Here is a 20,991-nt window from a genome sequence, read left to right on the forward strand (position 1 = left end):
TTCTTCTCCTATTCTGCCTTTTCAATATCTTTTTTCATCTCGTCAACATTGAACTTAGCAAACAAGTATTGACGGTCTTGAACTGGGAAACGTTGGTCCAATTGGTCAACTGCTCCCACCTCGATAATGCCTTCCTTGATGACAAAGTCCATGACATGTCCACCGAAGGTCAAATCATCTGAAATAAAGTGCAGATGGTAGCCTGCCACACTGACCCCATGGAAAATCTCAGGCGTCCAGAAACCAACGATAGTTCCCGCCACATTGTCGCGACTATATTCCGGTTGATGGGTTGCGACCTCAGCAAACTTGGTATCTGGTGTCGACTTAGGAATCATGCGCACATGCATATGCGAAAATTCACCCCGAATCTTGATAGAGCGAAAAAGATTTTCCCCGTCATAATAAGACTCAATTCGTTCTTCCAATTCCTTGTCTGTCATCTCAAAGCGCTGGCGGAAAATAACTTCTGCCTGATGTGGTACTACTGCTGCGTAAGGAATAAGGGCATCTGGTGATACTTCCACAATTTCTGGCTGATCTCCTGAGCCTTTGGCCTGGTAGGCCTTGCCATCCAATACAATCAATTCCCCATCAATAGAATCCAAGGTTCCCAAACCAAGGTCACCATGCTCTAGCAATTCTCCCACTGTCATGGTACCACCATAAAGGCCAGCCATCAAGGCTCCAAGGGTATTGTATTGAAATAATTTCACTGGTTCCTGCACGTTCTTATCCATTCACTTTCTTATCTGTTATTCTATAAATCTTACTCCTAAGTATACCACATTTGCCCCTAGATGTGAACGAGAGAAACACCCTAGACATTGCCAAGAAGGAAAAAAAAGGGTACAATGTAACAAAATCAAGGGAGGTCTGGAATGAAGAAACAAAGCAAGTACCAAGAGGTCGTTTCCTATCTGAAAAACGGTATCGAGTCTGGACGCTTTCCGACGGGTAGCCGCCTGCCTTCTATCCGTCAACTGAGCCTTGACTTTCACTGTAGCAAGGACACTATTCAACGAGCCCTGCTGGAATTACGGCACGAACAATACCTCTATGCCAAGCCCCAGAGTGGTTACTATGTCCTAGAACAAGGGCAACACCAGGATTTAGAAATCGAAGTCACCGACGAACACGCCAGCGCCTATGACGATTTCCGACTCTGTATCAATGAAACCTTGATTGGTCGGGAAAACTACCTCTTCAACTACTATGACAACCAAGAAGGATTAGAAGACTTAAGACAATCCATTCATAAACTCCTCTTTGACCAAGCTCTCTACTGCAAGGCAGACCAGTTGGTATTGACTTCTGGAACCCAGCAAGCCTTGTTTATCCTTTCTCAAATTTCCTTTCCTAGCCAAGCCAAGGAAATCTTGGTAGAACAGCCAACCTACCATCGGATGAATCGTCTCTTAATTGCTCAGGGCTTGGACTATCAAACGATTGAACGAAGCATTGATGGGATTGACTTGAAGGAACTGGAAGGCCACTTCAAAACAGGAAAAATTAAGTTTTTCTACACCATTCCTCGTTTTCACTATCCTCTGGGGCATTCCTATTCTGAGCAGGACAAACGAGCCATTCTTGACTTAGCTGCCAAATATGGAGTCTATATCGTAGAGGACGACTATTTGGGGGATTTGGACTCTAAAAAGGGCCAGACCTTCCACTATCTAGATACAGAGGAGCGCGTCATTTATATTAAGTCCTTCTCAACCAACCTCTTTCCAGCCCTGCGGATTACGGCACTCATTCTGCCAAATGCTATCAAAGAAGCCTTTGTGGCCTACAAAAATATCCTAGACTACGACAGCAACCTCATCATGCAAAAGGCCTTATCACTCTATATTGACAGTCAATTATTTGAGAAAAATCGTCTGGCTCGCTTGTCCAATCAGGAAACTTACCAAAAACAAATCGAGGAAATCTTAACTAAAACACCTTGTCCCCTTCCTCATTATCCCCTACACGATGGTTTATTGCTCGATCTCAGACAGTATCCTAAAATCGCCAGCCTAAAACACAGTCAGCTGAAATTGGACTTCTTTGAGGAGGCTTACTTGGATGCCTGCCCTTATCAATTTGCCAAGGTATCCTTAGAAAATCTGGAAAAGGTTTTAAACTATTTAAAAGCAGAATTGGAATAACTTCCAACTCTGCTTTTTTCTTATTGTTCAACTTCTGTTAAGGTTGCCGCTTTTTCAAGATATTTTTGGTAGGTACCGTCATCCTTGAGTTTTTGGATAACCTTGTCCACCACTTCTTTCAAATCAGCACTATTTTTTCTAAGGGCAACTGCATTAGCTTCGCCGTCCTTCATCTTCAAGCTGACAGTTGCGACAGCTAAGTCTGCATTTTTAGCAGCATAGCTAAGGGCAACAGGCTCATCCATGTGAACAGCATCTACTTTTCCAGCCTGTAATTCATTAACAGCTTCACCCATATTGGTTAGGGAAGTTAATTGAGCTTTTGGCAATTGTTCCTTGACCATAGCTTCTGGAACAGTCCCTTTTTGGGCTGCAATATTAGCACTTTCAAGGCTAGTTAAATCCTTGTATTTTTCTACATCAGACTTACGAACCAAGAAACTAATCTTGTTTTCATAGTAAGGGATTGAAAAATCAAAGACTTCTTTTCTCTCATCAGTAGCGCTAATTCCTGCGACAGCTAGGTCAGCCTTACCAGTTTGAAGACTAGTCAAGACATTATCAAAACTCATGCTTGAAATTTCCAACTTCACCCCAAGTTCATCAGCGATAGCTTGGGCCATATCAATGTCCGCACCAACTATCTGATTTTTCCCGTCAACCAAGGCTTGGAATTCAAAAGGTGCATAATCAGGACTAGTCGCCACAACTAATTTCCCCTTTTGCTTAATGGCTTCAACAGCTGACTGAGAACCATTCGAACCCGACTGGCAAGCCACTAATAAGAAACTTGCAAGAAAACTACATAAAACAAATATCCATTTTTTTGATTTCATAAATAAACAACCTCTCTGTTAATTTTTGTATAATTATAACGCTATCCAAGTTACTTGTCAAGTATTTTTCTTACATTTTCATAAAATATATTTACTAAAAAATAGAAATACAGTGGTTAGTTTATCTATCTATCTATTGGGAACTTATTTTCAAAAAAATCATTTATCATATCTTGATGCTGCTGGTTTACAATTGCAATATTTTGTATGTCACTATGATCAAAAAATCCTAATTCTAAAGTTTCATCACTTGTAAAAAAATTTGTAGAGATAGAAATTTCAGATGAAACTAAATACAAGATTGTAAGAACTTGAGCCTCATCACCATTCGGATAACTGTCTGAATATTTTGTATAAACATTTAAGAGTTTTTCCACCCTCACTTCAACTCCTGTTTCTTCATAAAACTCTCGCACTAAAGCTTCTAAAGCCGATTCTCCTAATTCAACAGCACCACCTGGTAATCCCCACGTTACTTTATCTGCTCGTTTTTGTAATAAAATTTTTCCTGATTGACTTAATATTCCACAGGTAAAATTTAAAATAATTTTATCTTTTCCAACTTTTTTTCTGATATTCTGTATGTAGTTCATTATTCACCTCTGACAAAGTAAACCATCTATACAATGAAAGCTTACTGTATTAAAAAGTAAGCTTTCACAATAATTTTATCATTTGAATACTTTATAGTTCGACAATCTTACCTGTTTCAAAGTAAACAACCCATTCACAGATATTTTTGGCATAGTCTCCAATACGTTCCAAGAAAGCAATCACTTGGAAATAATCACGACCTGTAACGATGGCATCTGGATTTTTCTTGATTTCTTCTGTAGCCAAATCACGAATGCTATCAAAGTAATGGTTGATTTTTTCGTCCATGGCTGCTACTTCATAGGCCTGGTCAACTGAACCATTGAGATAGAGTTCAAGGGCTGCTTCAACGAAGTTCTTGACATCGCGACCCATTCTCTTGATTTCTTCTTCAACAGCTGGGATGCGTTGCTCCCCTTTCATACGAATGGCTGCTCTTGCAATGGAAACGGCATGGTCACCCATACGTTCCAAGTCAGATACAGCCTTTAAGACTGTCAAAACAGTACGCAAATCTTGAGAAACCGGTTGTTGTAGGGCAATCATTTCAAATGATTTCTTCTCCAATTTCACTTCGTATTCGTTTACTTCTGCATCGTCTTCGATGACTTCTTTGGCCAAATCACGGTCATGCGTAACAAAGGCACGCACTGTTCGATTGATTTGGGATAGCACTTCTTGTCCCATAGCATAGAACTGGTTGTGCAATTTCTCCAAATCTTCTTCAAATTGAGAACGTAACATCATTTATCTCCTTATCCAAATTTTCCTGAAATATAATCTTCTGTTTCCTTGTGTTGTGGGTTGAGGAACATCTTCTTGGTATCGTTAAACTCGATTAAATCTCCATCAAGGAAAAATCCTGTCTTGTCAGAGATACGAGAGGCTTGTTGCATGGAACGTGTAACCAAGAGCATGGTGTATTTATCTTTTAGACCATACAAGGTTTCCTCAATCTTACCAGCAGAGATAGGGTCCAAGGCTGAAGTCGGTTCATCCAAGAGAATGATTTTAGGACTGGTTGCCAAGACACGGGCAACACAGACACGTTGCTGTTGTCCACCTGAAAGCCCGATAGCTGAATCATGCAGGCGATCCTTGACCTCATCCCAGATAGAAGCTCGTTGTAGGGCTTTTTCAACTGCTTCATCCAGAACCTGCTTGTCCTTAACTCCATTGATACGAAGCCCATAAACAACATTTTCGTAGATAGACATAGGGAAAGGGTTTGGTTGTTGGAAAACCATGCCGATTTCCTTACGCAATTCAACTGTATCTGTACGCGGGCTGTAGATGTTGTGGCCGTTGTAAACCACCGAACCAGTTGTAGTCACCTCTGGATTGAGATCCCCCATGCGGTTAATAGCCTTGAGGAGGGTTGATTTCCCTGATCCAGATGGACCAATCAAGGCTGTGATTTCCTTGGGTTGGAAAGATAGGGAAACACTATTCAAGGCCTTTTTTTGATTGTAGTAAACGGACAGGTCTGACACCTGTAAAATCGCTTCTGTCATACTGTTTCCTTTCTATCCAAAGTGTCCTGTTACGTAGTCATTGGTTGACTGTAGTTTGGCATTTTGGAAAATATTAGAGGTCTTATCGTACTCAATCAAGTCGCCCAAGTAGAAAAATCCTGTGTAGTCACTAGCACGCGCAGCCTGCTGCATACTGTGGGTCACGATGATGATGGTAAAGTCCTTCTTCAATTCCAACATAGTTTCTTCCAGCTGGGCTGTTGCAATCGGATCTAAGGCTGACGCTGGTTCATCCATCAAAAGGATATCTGGTTTAACAGAGATAGCGCGAGCGATACAGAGACGTTGCTGCTGACCACCTGATAGGGTCAAGGCTGACTTGTGCAAATCATCTTTGACCTGGTCCCAAAGGGCAGCCTGACGAAGAGAGGTTTCCACAATTTCATCCAAGACTTGCTTGTCCTTAACTCCTGCACGTTCATGGGCAAAAGTGATATTGCGGTAGATAGACTTAGCAAAAGGATTTGGTCGTTGGAAGACCATTCCGATGTGCTTACGCATCTCATAAACGTTGATTTCTGGACGGTTGACATCAATCCCTTGGTAGAGGATTTGACCTGTGACCTTAGCAATATCAATAGTATCATTCATACGATTAAGACTGCGGAGGTAGGTTGATTTTCCTGAACCAGAAGGGCCAATTAAGGCCGTAATTTTATTTTTTTCAAATTGCATATCGATGCCCTTGATAGATTCATTTTTACCGTAGTAAACATGTAAATCCTTAGTAGAGAGGGCCACTTTCTCTTCAGGAAAGGTGATGATATGCTTTTCATCCCAATTATATTTTGACATGGCTTCTCCTTTAGGCAGCGGTTAATTTCTTATGTAGGTAGCTTCCGAGTTTGCGAGCTCCAAAGTTAAAGATGAGGATAAAGATGAGGAGTACGGCTGCAGAACCTGCTGATACGATGGTTCCATCAGGAATAGTACCTTCACTGTTGACTTTCCAAATATGGACGGCCAAGGTTTCTGCTTGACGGAAGATAGAGATTGGGCTAGTTACACTGAGAATATTCCAGTTAGACCAGTCAAGGGCTGGAGCGGATTGTCCTGCTGTATAGATAAGAGCCGCAGCCTCACCAAAGATACGGCCAGAGGCCAAGACGACCCCAGTCACAATACCTGGAAGAGCTTCTGGAATGACCACATGGACAACAGTCTCCCAACGAGAAATCCCAAGGGCCAGACCAGCCTCACGTTGCGTATGGTGAACGTGTTTCAAGCTGTCTTCAACATTACGAGTCATCTGAGGTAAGTTAAAGACTGTCAAGGCCAAGGCACCTGAAATGATTGAAAATCCATACTCAAACTGAACTACAAAGATCAAGTAACCAAAGAGACCTACAACCACAGATGGGAGTGAAGACAAGATTTCAATACAGGTTCTGACAAAATTGGTCACAGGACCTTTTTTAGCATATTCAGCTAGGAAAATCCCAGCTCCCATAGACAAGGGCACAGAAATAATCAAGGTAATAACCAGAAGGAAGAAGGAATTATAGAGCTGAATTCCAATCCCTCCGCCTGCTTGGTAAGAAGATGATTTGCCAGTCAAGAAAGACCAAGAGATGTGGGGCAAACCACGAACCAAGATATAGAGAATCAAGGATGCCAAGATGGCAACGATAATTCCTGCAATTGAGTAGAGGACAGCTGTTGCAATTTTATCTAATTTCTTAGCGTGCATAGTTTTTCTTTCCTCTTTCTTTCGTAATCAATTTAATCACACTGTTGAAGGCCAAACTCATCAAGAGCAAGACTAAGGCCAGTGACCAGAGAACGTTATTGTCAACAGTTCCCATAACGGTATTTCCGATACCCATGGTCAAAACAGAGGTCAATGTCGCAGCAGGTGTTGTCAATGAAGTTGGGACAACGGCTGAGTTTCCAACTACCATCTGAATGGCCAAGGCCTCACCAAAGGCACGTGCCATCCCAAAGACCACTGCTGTAAAAATCCCTGAACGCGCCGCCTTCAAGGTCACGCGCCAGATGGTTTGCCAACGAGTAGCCCCCATAGCCAAACTAGCTTCGCGGTAGTGACGAGGCACCGCACGCAAACTATCGGTTGTCATAAAGGTTACCGTCGGTAAAATCATGACAAAGAGTACGAAAATCCCTGACAGAATCCCAAAACCAGTTCCACCAAAGATACTACGGACAAAAGGAACTACGACCTGCAAACCAATAAATCCATACACAACTGAAGGAATCCCGACTAGCAATTCAATGGCTGGTTGCAAGATTCTAGCACCTTTTGGTGAGACCTCCGTCATAAAGACTGCCGCACCAATGGCAAAAGGAGTTGCGATAAGTGCTGATAGGATTGTGACAATAAAGGAACCCAAAATCATAGGAAGGGCACCAAATTGTTTACCTGAAGGATTCCAAGTTTGGCCAAAGAGGAAATCAAAGATGTTAACCCCATTGACAAAGAAGGTCGACAAACCTTTTTGGGCTACGAAGATCAAAATCATAGCCACGATGATGACAATCAAAGACAGACAGGCAAAGGTCAAGCCTTTTCCAAGTTTCTCTAAACGAGAGTTCTTTGAGGGAGAGAGTAATTTTTTAGCTAATTCTTCTTGATTCATTATTGACTCCCTTCTAGTGCTGTCACCGTTCCTACAGCATCTTTTTGGACCTTCATTTCCTTGACAGAAATATAGCCCATCCCCTTAACGATTCCACTTTGCGCTTCATCTGAGAGGACAAAGTTGAGGAATTCTTCCACCAATTCATTTGGTTGACCTAGGGTGTACATGTGTTCATAAGACCACAAAGGCCAGTTATTGCTTGTAACATTTTCTGCAATTGGCTCATAGCCATTCAATTTCATGCGTTTAACCGAGTCATCCACATAGGCAAATGCTAGGTAAGAAATGGCTCCTGGTGTCTGGGAAACAATGTTTTTGACCATCCCATTTGAATCCTGTTCTTGACTCTGCACGGCAGATTGACCATCCATGACAACACTATCAAAGGTTGCACGCGAACCAGAACTTGCCGCGCGGTTGATAATGGAAATGGCTAGGTCTTTCCCACCGACTTCTTTCCAGTTGGTCACTTGACCTGTGAAGATGCTACGGAGTTGTTCAGTTGTCAGATTTTCAACATCAACTTCCTTGTTCACAATCACTGCCAAGCCCGCTACGGCTACCTTATGGTCCACTAGAGCGGATGCGTTGATACCGTCTTTTTCCTCGGCAAATACGTCTGAATTTCCTACATCAACGGCTCCAGACTGAACCTGAGACAGACCGGTACCAGATCCTCCACCTTGGACGTTGACTGTTTTTCCAACGTGCATAGAGCCAAATTCATCTGCTGCTGCTTCGACCAAGGGCTGAAGAGCCGTTGAGCCAACAGCTGTCATGGATTCTCCACGCTCAATCCAGCTAGCACATCCCGCCAAAGAACCTGCCAGCAAAAGAGCTGCAAGGGATAGAGCGAGTTTTTTCCTTTTTTTCACTGTTTTTCTCCTTGAAAATAATGGTGAATGCTGTGAATTTTTTCAACTATTTATTTATGTTTTTCTTTTTTAAAATTGGGAGCCAACTGAAGTTGCTAGCTTGGTTTTACTAGAAATTTGCTCAGTTACCTTTTCTACCAATTTTGACTTAAAATGAAAGACAATTTGAAAAAAATTCATACTTCCACTATAACATAGACAAGCTACTTTGACTAGCATTTTCACTTGAATCTGAGGCCTTTTGGAAAATAATTTTTCAAAACATTTCCCGTCACCTTAGCAAAGCCCAACCCATTTCCTTGAACCAAAACTTGGTACCAACCATTTGGCAGACTTTCTGCCAGCTGAACGGTTTCTCCAGAGGCATACTTTACAAACCCTTCTTGGTCAATTTCAACCGACTGCTTGACCTGACTCGGTTTCAAGGCTAGACCAAGGGCAAAGCTAGGCTCAAAGCGTTTCTTCTTAAAGGTCCCTAGATGCAGGCCATTGCGAGCAATCTTGAGTTTCCCTAAATCTGGCAAAAGTTCTGGCAGGAGATAGAGTTGGTCACCAAAAGTCTGCAAGATTCCCCTTAGATTGACCTTCAAGTGTTTTTGGGCAAATTCCTGCCACAAGACAACTTGTTCTCGGCTGAGATTGCTCTTACTCGCCTTAAATTTAGATGATGGATTTTCACCTTTAAATTGTAAATGGGCTACAAATTGCCCCTCTCCCTTAAAATGATGAGGATACATCCGAGCCGTTTCTGGCAGGTCAATGCCAGCTACCATTCCATTGATATGTTCAACTGGCAGCAAATCAAAATCATACTCTTCCAGTAGCCAATTGACGATCTCTTCGTTTTCCTCTGGTGCCCAGGTACAGGTTGAATAAACCAGACGACCACCTTGAGCTAGCATGGTTACCGCATCTGCCAGAATTTCTCTTTGCAAGCTAGCACATTGACTCGGATAATCTAAGCTCCAATAGTCCATAGCATCTGGTTGCTTACGAAACATCCCTTCCCCTGAGCAAGGGGCATCAAGGACAATGAGGTCAAAATAGCCCTTAAAAACCTTGGCCAAGCGGTCAGCAGATTCATTGGTCACCACGACATTTGTCGCTCCAAAGCGCTCCATGTTTTCTACTAAAATCTTAGCCCGTTTGCTTGAAATTTCATTGGAAACAAGGAGACCCTCCCCTGCTAGATAGGCTGCCAGCTGAGTTGATTTTCCACCCGGTGCAGCAGCCAAATCCAAGACCTTCATTCCAGGACTGGGCTGGGCTACCTGAGCCACCATCTGGGCAGCGGGTTCTTGCGAATAAACCAAACCAGTAGCATGCTCAGGCGATTTCCCAGACACCTTCCCGTAGTGGCCCCAAGGAGTTTGAGGAATGGCATCAGGAAAGGAAACTGGCGCTTCTTTTAAAGGATTTACCCGAAAGGCCGAAACCGCTTCCTCCTCAAAAGAGGCAAGAAAATCTCTTGCCTCATCTCCTAGTATCTCTTCATATTTTTCAACAAATCCTTCTGGAAATTGCATTTAAGTTCTTTTCCTTTCGTAAATATAGTACTGAATTTCCTCCTGCATCTCAAGAGGTAGCATCATGACCGGCTGTCTGGTTTGAAAATCAAGCGCTTGACCAGATAGGGTCACAACCTCATAGCCCAGACTTTCCCCTAAAATACTAGCCGCAGCATAATCCCATGGTTGCAGATAAGTGACATAGGTCAACAAATGCCCTGACAAAATCTTGGCAAAACTAATGGCTGCACTCCCATAGACACGTACACCTAGGACAGCTCGACCCAAATCAGCCAAGCCCCATTCATTGGTTTCCAACATACCACTATTCCCTGCAATGAGAAAATCTCCAAGTGGTTTTGCTTTAAAGGGAGCTAGGGGCTTATCATTTAGACAAACTGGAAATTCCCCACCACCGTGGTAACAATCCCCTTTGACCACATCATAAATGAGACCAAACTGGCCTTGACCATTTTCAAAATAAGCCATCATAACAGCAAAATCTTCCTTCTGGGCTACAAAGTTATTGGTCCCATCAATCGGATCAATGACCCAAACCTTTCCTTCTTGAACCGAAGCTTGCAGACAACCTTCTTCAGCACAAATCTTATCCTCAGGATAACGGGATAAAATCTCACCCACCAATAGTTCCTGAACTTCCTTGTCCAGTCTGGTCACCAAGTCTGTTGGAGAGGACTTGGTCTCAACACGCAAGTCTTCCTGCATATGGTCAAGGATGTACTGGCCCGCCTTCTTGACAAGCTCTTTGGCAAATTCAAATTTACTTTCCAAGAGAAATCTTTCCTTCCCCTTTTTCCTTGGCAACCTGAACTGCTCGGTAAAGCGAATAGCCACTAACCGTTTCAAATTCTCGCCCCAAACGTTTCTCTTCACTCTTGCTTGGCACGACCGCTTTGAATCCCTTATAGGAGTCCAGTAACTTTTTAGCCTCTACCTTGCCTTCATAGGCAGCTTCAACATCATTAAAAAAAGAAAGCACTGAAGCAAGTTCTTCAGTGCTCCACGACAAATCTAGTGGGTAACTATACTGTTTGTTCATTAACTAATACCAGCTCTCATTCTTGCTTCTTTTAGTTCTTGCTTACGGTAACTACGAGGGAGAAAAGCACGAATCTCATCCTCATTAAAACCGATTTGCATACGTTTGGCATCAATAATAATGGGACGACGCAAAAGACTAGGATGCTGCTCAATCAAATGAAGCAATTCCGATACCGAGATACTCTCTACATCAATATTCAATTTTTGAAAAATTTTTGAACGAGTTGAAATGATGTCATCAGTACCATTTTCGGTCAAGGAAAGGATGTGTTGTAATTCTTTTCTTGTTAAAGGACTGGTCATAATATTGTGTTCCTCAAAGGGCACCTTATGTTTTTCTAACCAGGCCTTAGCCTTACGACATGAAGTACAGCTCGGTGATAGAAATAGTGTAATCATGCTTTTCTCTTCTTATCTATACTTTGCTAATTCTATTATACAAAAAAATAAAGCGCTTGACTAGATATTTTTAGAAAAAAAAGCCTATTTTTTCAAGAAAAATAGACTGTTTGCGAACGATTGAGGTAAGGTAGATTTAGTTAATTCACTCTTGACAATCGTTTCGAATCACATACCTAATTGATTTACTCAAAATAAGAACATCTTTAGTATTATTTCCTACGACTTTTCAGGTATAGAAAACCAAAGAAGCTTTCATAGAGTGCGAAAAAGAGGAGGAAGGCATGGAGGAAAAAGGTCTCTGGCAAAATCAGAATAACAGGATCCTTGGCTGGATCAAAAAGCCAGGTATCATCTCCCACAAAGAGAATTTGATGAAAAAGGGTAAAGAATTGATCAAAATCAATCAAAACTCCTCCAAGTCCAATCAGCAAAGGCAAAACCACTAGGGCCAGGAGCCCTTTACTAAATAAAGATAAAAAGCCCTTTTTCACAATCTTATTGACAAAGAAATAGAAGCTTGGTAGTGTCACAAGGGCAATTAATTGAACTAGGTGAAAGAGGTCTTTGACCACCGCAAAGTGGTGCAGACCAGCTGCTGACGAACGAAAATCAGGCATCTGCAAGTCCTGACTAAAAGGATTGGTCAGGTAATTCATCAAGATATGAAAGTTGTACTGAATAGTTTCTGGTTTTAGATAGACTCGATCCGTTAAGTTCAGCCACTGAATTTCCAGCGGATAAAAAATCCAAGCCAAATAAATGGTCAGAAGGATGGAGAGGGAGAGGAGAAAGAGCATAGAGCTCCAAAAGGTCAGTTTAGTTTTCATCAAAGTTCCACTCCGCAAGGCTAGAAACCACATGTGTCGGTGCGATTGGCAGGTCTGCTACTTCTTCTGCCTTGGTAAAACCTGTCGTCACCAAGAGCGTTGGAATACCATTGTCAATCCCTGCTCGAATATCAGTTAAATAGTTGTCCCCAACCATAATCAACTCTTCACGTTCCAAACCTAAGTGCTCAACCGCCTTGTCCATAATGATGGCATTGGGTTTTCCAATATAAACAGGCTTCACTCGTGTTGCTACTTCAAGTAGCGTAATCAGTGAACCAGCACCAGGCAAAAGACCACGCTCTGTCGGGATATTGAGGTCAGGATTGGTTCCGATAAAGTGAGCTCCCTTTTGAATGGCAAGAGTTGCTATCGCAAATTTTTCATAGTCAACTTGCCAGTCCAGGCCTACTACCACATAGGCAGGATTATCCTTTTCTTCCACATAACCAGCCGCCTTGATGGCTTCCTTGAGCCCTGATTCTCCGATGACATAGACCGTCTTTTCCAGTCCCAAGTCATTCATGTAGTCGATGGTGGCCAAAGTCGCTGTGTAGACAGTCGACAGGGGCGTATCGATATTAAAATTCTGAGCCAGCATCTCCTGAACACTCTCTGGAGTGCGGGTTGTATTGTTGGTTACAAAGAGATAGGGGATGTCTCGCTTTTGCAATTCATGGATAAAAGCCTCTCCTGCTGGGATTCTGTCTTTCCCCTTATAAATCGTTCCGTCTAAATCAATTAAATAGCCTTTATATTTCATATTTTTCTCTAATCCTTCTTCATTTCTTGCCAAGTGATGATAGCTTGGGCATTAGTAGCCCCGTCGCTTGTAATCTCATGTTTGCTTTCCAGTCCAGTCCGTTCAACAGCCGATGTAACCACCCCACCTGGTCGAACTTCCTTGACATACTTGAGGTTGATTTTCTTGGGAATATATTGGGTCAAAAAGTCCGCTCCCATGACCTCAAAAATCCAGTCCAAGTATTTACTGTTATTGACATGACCATTCATATCTAAATCGTAAAAACGGACATGGTAATCCTTGCTGACTGGCTCTTCTAGATTTGCATACTTTGGTCCACGAATAAGCTTTTTATCAAAATCAGACTGGTAAGGAGCTACAATCTCAGGTTCAACAGCACGGACTTTTCGACTGTCTCGGTCCATGAGAACAAAGGTCGCCAACATGCGAATGATTTCTTGACCTGCTTCATCATAAATGGTAAAGCGACGGTAGCAAAAGAGCCGATTGTAACTCAAAGCTTCCGTTTCGATGGTGATTTCTTCCGCAAAACGAGGCAAACGAACCACCTCAATATCATAGTCTGTGATAATCCAGACCAGATTATAGTCTTCCAAAATGGCCTTATCACTAACTCCCAGCTCAATCGACTGCATCCCTGAAACTTGTAGGGAAAGCAAAATCACATCTGGAAGCTTGATATGACCGTTCATATCAGCCATATCAAAAGGAATTTTCATTTTCATTTGATAAGTTAAGCCCATGATCCTACTCCAAAATAAATCGTTCTGCTACGGTGTCTCCCAAAAAGAGACCTCTCTTTGTCATACGCACGCGGTCACCGTCTATTTGCATGAGACCTTGTTGAACCAAGTTCTTGACAATTTCTCCATAAAGTCCATCAAAAGACCGTCCAAATTTTTCTTCAAATCGCGCCATAGAGACCCCTGATTTCTTGCGGAGGCCCAAGAACATTTCCTCTTCCATTTGCTCCTTTTGACTCAGGTGCTCTTCTGTGATGCGAGCATTGCCTTCCTCAACCGCATTAAGATAATGACGAATCGGACCATGATTTTTATAGCGCACTCCGTTGACATAGCCGGATGCCCCAGCACCGATGCCATAGTATTCAGCATTGTCCCAGTACATGAGATTATGGCGACTTTCAAAACCGGGTTTGGAAAAATTGGAAATCTCATAATGCTCAAAACCAGCTCGCTCCAGCTCTGCAATGATGTACTCAAACATCTCAGCTTCCAGTTCCTCCTTAGGCAGAGGCAATTTTCCTCGTCGCATACGGTTCATAAAGACCGTATGATTTTCCAAAATTAAGCTATACAAACTCATATGGGGAATCTCCAGTCCAATGGCCTTAGCCACATTGTCCTTGACCTGCTCCATGGTCTGACCAGGCAGTGCATAGATCAAATCGATGGAGATATTGTCAAAACCAGCCAGTTTCAGACGATCGATATTTTCATAAATATCCTTCTCCAAATGACTGCGCCCAATCTTTTTCAGCATCTTATCATCAAAGGTCTGCACACCTAGCGAAACACGATTGACAGCCGAGTTCTTCAAAACCGCAATCTTATCCGCATCCAAATCGCCTGGATTGGCTTCAATAGTCAATTCCTCCAAGGCAGACAAGTTCAAGTTTTTAGTCAAGCCCTTCAATAACATCTCTAGTTGCGAAGCTGACAAAGCTGTTGGTGTGCCACCACCAATGTAGAGAGTTCGCAACTTTTGAATATCATAAGAGCGAAACTCTTCTAACAGATGCTCTAAATAACTATCTACCGGCTGATTCTTGATAAAAACTTTTGAAAAGTCACAATAATAACAAATCTGGGTACAAAACGGGATGTGCACATAGGCTGACGTTGGTTTTTTCTGCATAGTACTTATTATACCACAAAAGCGAACAATACTTAGAATTCCGTTTAACAAAATCCTAGCATTGTTCGCTTTTTTTATCTAATCATTCTTTGTAGTTTATGGATAAAGCAACTATCAGAATCAATCTAGTTTGTTGTTAAAACACAAAAGAATAAATGTTCATTTGACTAAATTTTTAGTCTTCTTTTTTCTTGCGAGCTACAAGTCCAAATCCACTCAATAGTCCAAGAAGTCCTAGAGATGCAAGAGCAGCATTTGATTCTGTTCCTGTATTTGGCAATACATTTTGAGAATCATTTGACTTAGCTCCATTATCATTAGTAGTCTTAGTATCTACCTGATCAGCATTCGGAGTTGGAGTTGTTGGTGTTACCTTAGCTGGAGTTTCTACTGGAACTTCCACAGCTGGTTTACCTGGTTCAATAATCTTACCTGTACCCGGAACTTTACCGTCTGGTAATTCGCTGTTTGGTACTTTACCTTTACCGTCTTCACCGATTGTAACAGTGATTGGATTACCATCTTTACCTGGGATTTCTACCTTAGTTCCTGGTGGGTATGTTGAGCCATCTGGTTTCTTAGGTGTTACAATCGCATTTCCATTTGGTTGTTGAGTAATTTCAATCTTACCTGGTTTTTCAGTGACTGGTGTTTCTGGTGTTACCTTAGCCGGAGTTTCTACTGGAACTTCCACAGCTGGTTTACCTGGTTCAATAATCTTACCTGTACCCGGAACTTTACCGTCTGGTAATTCGCTGTTTGGTACTTTACCTTTACCGTCTTCACCGATTGTAACAGTGATTGGGTTACCATCTTTACCTGGGATTTCTACCTTAGTTCCTGGTGGGTATGTTGAGCCATCTGGTTTCTTAGGTGTTACTGTAACGTCACCTGTCTTAGGATCTTGTTCAACATCTACTGTTGGTGTAAGTTTTTCTGGTGGTGTTACTGTTACAGTTACTGGGACTTCCTCTGTTGATCCATCTGGGTATCTTACGAGAACTTTGCCTGTTACTTTATCCCCTGAATTCTTATCTGATGGAATGGTTACCGTTACTTTGCCTGTAGTTTTATCTACTGTGATGTTTCCTGGTGTGCCACTTGTGTAAGTTGTTCCTGTTGGGATTTTCTTACCGTTTGCTTCACTTACTGGAATCTCTACTGATGAGCCTGGTTTACCACTTCCGTCATTGTACTTCGGTGTGTAATCATCTTTATCAAGGTTGACTACTGTTACAGTGACTGGGACTTCCTCTGTTGATCCATCTGGGTAGCGGACAAGGACTTTGCCTGTTACCTTATCCCCTGGATTCTTATCTGATGGAATGGTTACCGTTACTTTGCCTGTAGTTTTATCTACTGTGATGTTTCCTGGTGTGCCACTTGTGTAAGTTGTTCCTGTTGGGATTTTCTTACCGTTTGCTTCACTTACTGGAATCTCTACTGATGAGCCTGGTTTACCACTTCCGTCATTGTACTTCGGTGTGTAATCATCTTTACTTGGACGTCCTACGACTACTGGAACATTTACTGTATCATGTGAACCATCTGGGTATGTTGCTTTCACTACCGCATTTCCGACATTACCTGATGTATTTGTTGACGGTTTACTTTGTACCGTTAAAGTTCCTGGAGCAAAGTTTTGTACTTTAGCCTTCACTTCATCATCCGTAATGTTATGGTTATACGGAACTGTTAAGGTTTCTCCTGTTGGGTTGTGAGCGTCCGCTTGGCTTCGTACTGTAATTCTAATTTGTTTTGTAGTTAAACGATTATTTTTATCGTACGCCTTAATTGTTACAGTATAATAACCTACTCCTGCTGTTGGTGTTCCTGTAATTTGGTTGTTAGCATATCTTAATCCTGTTGGTAAATTAGTTACTTCAATAGGATTATTGTCGCGCATTCCTACTCCACCTGTATTATCTACAGCTGTTACAGGGATTGGTGTGATTGGTTCGTTTTTAGTTACTGTTGCGCTTTCCGCTGTAATTGTTGGTCCTGTTACGTCGGTTACTGTAACTGGTACATTTACATTGTCAAATGTTCCATCTGGGTATGTTACTTTCACTACCGCATTTCCTGCGTTTCCTGCATTCGCTGTTGATGGTCTACTTACAATTGATAAAGTTCCTGGGCCTGCATTACTTACTTTTGCTTTTAATTCCGCATCTGTAATGGTATGGTTTTGATTTACAGTTAATCCTGCTCCTGTTGGATTATGAGCGTCCGCTTGGCTCCGTACTGTAATTGTGATTGTTTTTGTAGCCATATTCCCATTTTTGTCATAGGCTTTAATGGTTACTGTACTATTTCCAGACGCTCCAGTTGGCGTTCCTGTAATTCGATTATTCGCGTATGTTAATCCTGATGGTAATCCTGTTACTTCGATCGGATTATTATCGCGCATTCCAACTCCACCTGTATTATCTACAGCTGTTACAGAAATTGGAGTGATTTGTTCACGGCTTGTTACTGTAGCATTACCTGCTGTGATTGTTGGTGGTATATTGTCACGTTTAGTTACAGTAAAAGTAAAGCTCACTGGTGTCGCTCTGTGATTAGCATTATCCGTAGCATTAAAAGTAATTGTATTAGTCTTACCAACATCTTCTGCCGTTGTTGTAATCGTAATAGTTCTTATTTTTTCAGTATCAGTGTCTGTTGGTGAAGTTACAGATGCTTTCCCTGAAAAGACCCTAGTACCGTATTTTGTTAGAAAATCATTAGCATCAAGATTAACATGTTTATCATCTCTTGCTGTTACTGTGAAGGTTACAGTTTGTCCTTCAACTACTGTTTGATTAGCTGGTGTAATAGCTAATGTTGGCGCTTGTGTATCTGGTGCTTCTGTTGGTGTAACTGGATCACTTTTCTCAGAAACTACAACTCCGCCATTGTCAACCGTTGTTTCAGCTTTAAGAGGATTTCCTGGTAAAGCTCCTGAAACCGTAATTCTTGCAGTTGTCCCATTTGATGTCCCTTGTCCAATTACACGATCTCCATCATATAATTTTACAACAGATCCATTTTTAACCCCGCTACCTACATTAACTTCTATCGTTTGATTTGTTAAGCCTTTTTTGTTCACTACACTCGTTGTAATCGTCGGCTTTTTAGGGTTAACCGTAAAGTTAACTCTTCCATCAGATCCTGAATTTACGTCTTTTGATGTAGATCCATCTTGGTATCTTGCAATGGCTGTATAAGTGAACTTCCCAGCATTTGCTGTACTTGGAGAATTATTTCCTTCCCAGCTCCAGCTCATTCCAGCAGGGAAATCTCCACTACCTTTACGCGTAATATATTTATCCGCTACAGGATTACCTGAGTTTGGAATTGCATCTCCTACAACTTTTGTATGAGAGCTACCTTGGATAGGAGATAATTGTGCGTCAGTTTTTGTTGTTAAACGAGTACCTGTTGCCCCCATAATATAAGACTGATTCGTAGTGCTTCCTTTTGTTGTTGTGGTTGCATAGACACGACCATATTGCGCTGCTTCTTCACGAGTCACATTATCTCTAAGTTTAATCTTAGCATGCATGTGCACGGCATAATCAGTGCTTTCTGATCCGGCCTTAATTCCCAAGTAATATGATGCGCCTGGATATCCACCGTTTTTATTTTTTGTAAGGGTATTTAACGTAGGGTCTGTTTGATTGTTCTTGAATACATCCCAACGCTGGTTATCACGATACACTCCTGACCTTGGATCATATATTGTTCGTCTATCATTATTAAAGATATTATAGTTCTGGTCCCAAAATTTCGAGATATTAGCTGTGTTCCCATATTGATTAAATGCTTCAAATCCATCAGAAAGTTTTTTACCACTATTTGGATTCTTAGGACTATAACGTGTGAAACTTAGGTCTTTTATTGTATTAGACTTATAAGTTCCATCACCGTTAAGATCCATGATATTAAATGGACCTTGGAAATAGTATTCTTGCTGGTATGAATATGTTGTCATCTTTTTACCATCGTTATTGAAGAAGACATCATAAACAATCCATTTACCTTCACGATCTTCTACATAGGTTGCCTTAATATCAGTCTTATTTCTGGTAAACTCAGGATTATCATTTATTGTTTTTCGTCCACCGTTATCTCTCGGGTCGACAGAAGCGAAATATTTGACATTGGTTATGGCACCTTGATTAATTTCACCATTTGCTCTGAATTGAGTACCTTGACCCATACTTTGACCATTTCGTGGGTCATTTTTACCTGAAGTCAAACGAAGGGTAGAAATTTTAACAGAGTTAAACATTCTCTTCACACGTTTTGTCATATCTTCAACATCGTTCAGAGAAATTGTTGTATTCTGAATAACCCCTTGAGCTAATACCAAGAGTTCGTTGGCTTTTTTCAACACTTCTTTAGTTGTTTCATTTTCAGGCAAATCAAGAAGCGCAGCTTGTAATTGATCAGTATATAATTTTAAAGATTCTTTTTTCTATGTTGTGCTTTTATCAGCTTCCTTGTTTTGAGAAGTAGATTTTTCAGCTTCACCTAGTTCAGAAGTAATTTTATTATCTTTGACTTCAGTCTTGTTCTCAGTTGCAGTTTCTTGAACCTTGCTTGATTCTTTAGTAGCATTTGATAAGACAGTTAAGTCACTTTCTAAAAGGGAAAGTAGTTCATCTACATCCTTCTGCGTTGCAGTATCACTATCTAGTAGGGCTTGCCCTTTTTGAACTCTGTCCTTAATCGGAGAAATAACTGACTTGTCAAGATCTGATTTCGATGAAAGAGTAGTATTTAACTCTTCAACTACTTTTTTTAATTTCGCTTTATCAATAACTATGACAACGCTTTCAATATTGGTTGTAGTCTTATTTTCCGAGGGATTCTGTGCAGCTTCTACTTTGATAGCAGTAGGTTGTTGAATCTCTGCGAGTGATTTATTCTTCTCTTTTTGATTATGCACATCTGTGGTATTTTGTGAGTTGTTTTCAATCACACTATCCGCACTAGCAACACGCGCACCCAAAAACATCAGTGCTGCAACAGCCACTGACGCCGCACCAAAGCTATATTTACGAATAGAGAAGCGTAGAACCTTTTCACGTTGGTGACGCTTTACTCTACTTAGTGAATTCGATTTGTTTTCCATTTTTCCTCCTTATGTCAAAACACAAAATCAAATTAAAAAGCAATTTTTATAGCTAATCCCAAGTAGGAATATAACCATAAAAAATCACTATGATGAGCATTTTACACATCACAGCTATCACAGCTATCACAGCTATCACAGCTATCACAGCTATCACAGCTATCACAGCTATCACAGCTATCACAGCTCGATTATACCACAATCAACATATTTAATCAAATATGTAGCGTTATACTGATTAAAATTATAGGAAAATGCATATTTAAATATAATATTATAAACATATTAAAATATTGTGTAACGAAAACAAATCTATTCATAGAAAAAGTATACTAATTTCTTTTTAATCAAGGTTTTATCCACATAAAAAAGCTCTATAATATTTGTAGTGGGTAAATCCCCTATAGATATTATGGAGCCTATTTTGTTGTAGAAAAAAAGTCCCATAAGATCTATAATGAAAAGCGACAAAACAACTCATTAGAAAGATTCATATGGAACAATTACATTTTATCANAAAACTNCTNGATATNAAAGNCCCAAANATCNANATTNTAGATATCATCAATANGGATANNCACAANGAAATCATCGCTAATCTCGATTATGAGGCTCCACATTGTCCTAATTGTGGAAGTCTAATGAAGAAATATGATTTTCAAAAACCTTCTAAGATTCCTTACCTTGAGACGACTGGTATGCCTACCAGAATTCTTCTTAAAAAACGCCGTTTCAAATGCTATCATTGCTCGAAAATGGCGGTCGCCGAAACCTCTCTCGTCAAGAAGAATCATCAAATCCCTCGTATTATCAACCAAAAAATTGCGCAAAAA

At 41.0% G+C, this 20,991-nt stretch carries 22 protein-coding genes; 3 read left to right on the top strand and 19 right to left on the bottom strand.

Going from position 1 to position 20,991, the window contains the following annotated elements; all coding sequences use genetic code 11:
* Positions 1-8: 8 nt before the first annotated feature.
* On the bottom strand, positions 9-740 hold the full coding sequence (budA, locus tag D8845_RS01800) for an acetolactate decarboxylase (protein WP_000360298.1): 732 nt from the start codon (positions 738-740) through the stop codon (positions 9-11).
* Positions 741-881: 141 nt separating this feature from the next.
* Between budA and D8845_RS01805 the strand changes: the two genes are divergently transcribed.
* Positions 882-2,153: a PLP-dependent aminotransferase family protein gene (locus D8845_RS01805; protein ID WP_125452273.1), complete on the top strand. Its 1,272-nt coding sequence runs from the start codon at positions 882-884 to the stop codon at positions 2,151-2,153.
* A gap of 20 nt (positions 2,154-2,173) precedes the next feature.
* Here D8845_RS01805 and D8845_RS01810 read toward each other — a convergent pair whose 3' ends face one another.
* From D8845_RS01810 to D8845_RS01895, 18 genes are all read right to left on the bottom strand, one after another.
* The gene (locus D8845_RS01810) at positions 2,174-2,989 is read right to left on the bottom strand and encodes an ABC transporter substrate-binding protein (RefSeq protein WP_125452274.1); all 816 of its coding nucleotides are present in this window, start codon (positions 2,987-2,989) and stop codon (positions 2,174-2,176) included.
* Between the two features lie 125 nt (positions 2,990-3,114).
* Complete coding sequence (locus tag D8845_RS01815; protein WP_125452275.1) at positions 3,115-3,582, bottom strand: NUDIX hydrolase; 468 nt, start codon at positions 3,580-3,582, stop codon at positions 3,115-3,117.
* A 91-nt stretch (positions 3,583-3,673) separates the two neighbouring features.
* On the bottom strand, positions 3,674-4,327 hold the full coding sequence (gene phoU / locus D8845_RS01820) for a phosphate signaling complex protein PhoU (RefSeq protein WP_000946460.1): 654 nt from the start codon (positions 4,325-4,327) through the stop codon (positions 3,674-3,676).
* Between the two features lie 11 nt (positions 4,328-4,338).
* Complete coding sequence (gene pstB, locus D8845_RS01825; protein ID WP_000133484.1) at positions 4,339-5,097, bottom strand: phosphate ABC transporter ATP-binding protein PstB; 759 nt, start codon at positions 5,095-5,097, stop codon at positions 4,339-4,341.
* A gap of 12 nt (positions 5,098-5,109) precedes the next feature.
* Positions 5,110-5,913 (bottom strand): phosphate ABC transporter ATP-binding protein PstB, encoded by an 804-nt coding sequence (gene pstB / locus D8845_RS01830; RefSeq protein WP_000049848.1) that lies wholly within the window; start codon positions 5,911-5,913, stop codon positions 5,110-5,112.
* Positions 5,914-5,923: 10 nt separating this feature from the next.
* Positions 5,924-6,808, bottom strand: a complete 885-nt coding sequence (pstA, locus tag D8845_RS01835) for a phosphate ABC transporter permease PstA (protein WP_000543046.1) — start codon at positions 6,806-6,808, stop codon at positions 5,924-5,926.
* Positions 6,798-7,715, bottom strand: a complete 918-nt coding sequence (gene pstC, locus D8845_RS01840; protein WP_001070902.1) for a phosphate ABC transporter permease subunit PstC — start codon at positions 7,713-7,715, stop codon at positions 6,798-6,800. Before pstC ends, pstA begins: the two co-directional genes overlap by 11 nt.
* A complete protein-coding gene (locus tag D8845_RS01845) occupies positions 7,715-8,593 on the bottom strand; it encodes a phosphate ABC transporter substrate-binding protein PstS family protein (RefSeq protein WP_125452276.1) in 879 nt (292 codons plus the stop codon). The genes pstC and D8845_RS01845 overlap by 1 nt, the downstream gene beginning before the upstream one ends.
* A 221-nt stretch (positions 8,594-8,814) precedes the next feature.
* A complete protein-coding gene (locus D8845_RS01850; RefSeq protein ID WP_125452277.1) occupies positions 8,815-10,119 on the bottom strand; it encodes an RsmF rRNA methyltransferase first C-terminal domain-containing protein in 1,305 nt (434 codons plus the stop codon).
* A complete protein-coding gene (locus tag D8845_RS01855; protein ID WP_125452278.1) occupies positions 10,120-10,893 on the bottom strand; it encodes an inositol monophosphatase family protein in 774 nt (257 codons plus the stop codon).
* Positions 10,883-11,161, bottom strand: coding sequence for a UPF0223 family protein (locus tag D8845_RS01860; RefSeq protein ID WP_050139331.1), 279 nt, complete (start codon positions 11,159-11,161; stop codon positions 10,883-10,885). The genes D8845_RS01855 and D8845_RS01860 overlap by 11 nt, the downstream gene beginning before the upstream one ends.
* The gene (spx, locus tag D8845_RS01865) at positions 11,161-11,562 is read right to left on the bottom strand and encodes a transcriptional regulator Spx (RefSeq protein ID WP_125452279.1); all 402 of its coding nucleotides are present in this window, start codon (positions 11,560-11,562) and stop codon (positions 11,161-11,163) included. The genes D8845_RS01860 and spx overlap by 1 nt, the downstream gene beginning before the upstream one ends.
* A gap of 212 nt (positions 11,563-11,774) precedes the next feature.
* On the bottom strand, positions 11,775-12,392 hold the full coding sequence (locus D8845_RS01870; protein ID WP_125452280.1) for a TIGR01906 family membrane protein: 618 nt from the start codon (positions 12,390-12,392) through the stop codon (positions 11,775-11,777).
* Positions 12,382-13,155 carry a TIGR01457 family HAD-type hydrolase gene (locus D8845_RS01875; RefSeq protein WP_125452281.1) on the bottom strand — a complete coding sequence of 258 codons (774 nt, stop codon included), beginning with the start codon at positions 13,153-13,155 and terminating at the stop codon, positions 12,382-12,384. The genes D8845_RS01870 and D8845_RS01875 overlap by 11 nt, the downstream gene beginning before the upstream one ends.
* A gap of 8 nt (positions 13,156-13,163) precedes the next feature.
* Complete coding sequence (locus D8845_RS01880; protein ID WP_125452282.1) at positions 13,164-13,901, bottom strand: acyl-[acyl-carrier-protein] thioesterase; 738 nt, start codon at positions 13,899-13,901, stop codon at positions 13,164-13,166.
* 4 nt (positions 13,902-13,905) lie between these two features.
* On the bottom strand, positions 13,906-15,036 hold the full coding sequence (gene hemW, locus D8845_RS01885; RefSeq protein ID WP_125452283.1) for a radical SAM family heme chaperone HemW: 1,131 nt from the start codon (positions 15,034-15,036) through the stop codon (positions 13,906-13,908).
* A gap of 175 nt (positions 15,037-15,211) precedes the next feature.
* Complete coding sequence (locus tag D8845_RS01890) at positions 15,212-19,414, bottom strand: Rib/alpha-like domain-containing protein (RefSeq protein ID WP_142998966.1); 4,203 nt, start codon at positions 19,412-19,414, stop codon at positions 15,212-15,214.
* Between the two features lie 84 nt (positions 19,415-19,498).
* Positions 19,499-20,158 carry a YSIRK-type signal peptide-containing protein gene (locus tag D8845_RS01895; protein ID WP_125452285.1) on the bottom strand — a complete coding sequence of 220 codons (660 nt, stop codon included), beginning with the start codon at positions 20,156-20,158 and terminating at the stop codon, positions 19,499-19,501.
* An 89-nt stretch (positions 20,159-20,247) separates the two neighbouring features.
* Here D8845_RS01895 and D8845_RS10410 point away from each other — a divergent pair, with 89 nt between their 5' ends.
* Entirely contained in the window at positions 20,248-20,373 is a 126-nt protein-coding gene (locus tag D8845_RS10410) for a hypothetical protein (protein ID WP_260467924.1), read from the top strand.
* A gap of 279 nt (positions 20,374-20,652) precedes the next feature.
* The coding region (locus D8845_RS01900; protein ID WP_142998967.1) for a transposase family protein at positions 20,653-20,991 on the top strand (339 nt) is incomplete at its 3' end.

The sequence above is a fragment of the Streptococcus mitis genome (assembly GCF_003942865.1).
Lineage (GTDB): Bacteria > Bacillota > Bacilli > Lactobacillales > Streptococcaceae > Streptococcus > Streptococcus mitis_BI.

Bases quoted from the DNA above. Each gene is read 5' to 3' on its own strand.
- spx (WP_125452279.1), bottom strand. From the start codon at position 11,562: ATGATTACACTATTTCTATCACCGAGCTGTACTTCATGTCGTAAGGCT.
- D8845_RS01850 (WP_125452277.1), bottom strand. From the start codon at position 10,119: ATGCAATTTCCAGAAGGATTTGTTGAAAAATATGAAGAGATACTAGGA.
- hemW (WP_125452283.1), bottom strand. From the start codon at position 15,036: ATGCAGAAAAAACCAACGTCAGCCTATGTGCACATCCCGTTTTGTACC.
- D8845_RS01815 (WP_125452275.1), bottom strand. From the start codon at position 3,582: ATGAACTACATACAGAATATCAGAAAAAAAGTTGGAAAAGATAAAATT.
- D8845_RS10410 (WP_260467924.1), top strand. From the start codon at position 20,248: ATGATGAGCATTTTACACATCACAGCTATCACAGCTATCACAGCTATC.
- D8845_RS01880 (WP_125452282.1), bottom strand. From the start codon at position 13,901: ATGGGCTTAACTTATCAAATGAAAATGAAAATTCCTTTTGATATGGCT.
- D8845_RS01870 (WP_125452280.1), bottom strand. From the start codon at position 12,392: ATGAAAACTAAACTGACCTTTTGGAGCTCTATGCTCTTTCTCCTCTCC.
- pstC (WP_001070902.1), bottom strand. From the start codon at position 7,715: ATGAATCAAGAAGAATTAGCTAAAAAATTACTCTCTCCCTCAAAGAAC.
- D8845_RS01860 (WP_050139331.1), bottom strand. From the start codon at position 11,161: ATGAACAAACAGTATAGTTACCCACTAGATTTGTCGTGGAGCACTGAA.
- pstA (WP_000543046.1), bottom strand. From the start codon at position 6,808: ATGCACGCTAAGAAATTAGATAAAATTGCAACAGCTGTCCTCTACTCA.
- pstB (WP_000133484.1), bottom strand. From the start codon at position 5,097: ATGACAGAAGCGATTTTACAGGTGTCAGACCTGTCCGTTTACTACAAT.
- D8845_RS01810 (WP_125452274.1), bottom strand. From the start codon at position 2,989: ATGAAATCAAAAAAATGGATATTTGTTTTATGTAGTTTTCTTGCAAGT.
- phoU (WP_000946460.1), bottom strand. From the start codon at position 4,327: ATGTTACGTTCTCAATTTGAAGAAGATTTGGAGAAATTGCACAACCAG.
- budA (WP_000360298.1), bottom strand. From the start codon at position 740: ATGGATAAGAACGTGCAGGAACCAGTGAAATTATTTCAATACAATACC.
- D8845_RS01805 (WP_125452273.1), top strand. From the start codon at position 882: ATGAAGAAACAAAGCAAGTACCAAGAGGTCGTTTCCTATCTGAAAAAC.
- pstB (WP_000049848.1), bottom strand. From the start codon at position 5,913: ATGTCAAAATATAATTGGGATGAAAAGCATATCATCACCTTTCCTGAA.
- D8845_RS01895 (WP_125452285.1), bottom strand. From the start codon at position 20,158: ATGGAAAACAAATCGAATTCACTAAGTAGAGTAAAGCGTCACCAACGT.
- D8845_RS01875 (WP_125452281.1), bottom strand. From the start codon at position 13,155: ATGAAATATAAAGGCTATTTAATTGATTTAGACGGAACGATTTATAAG.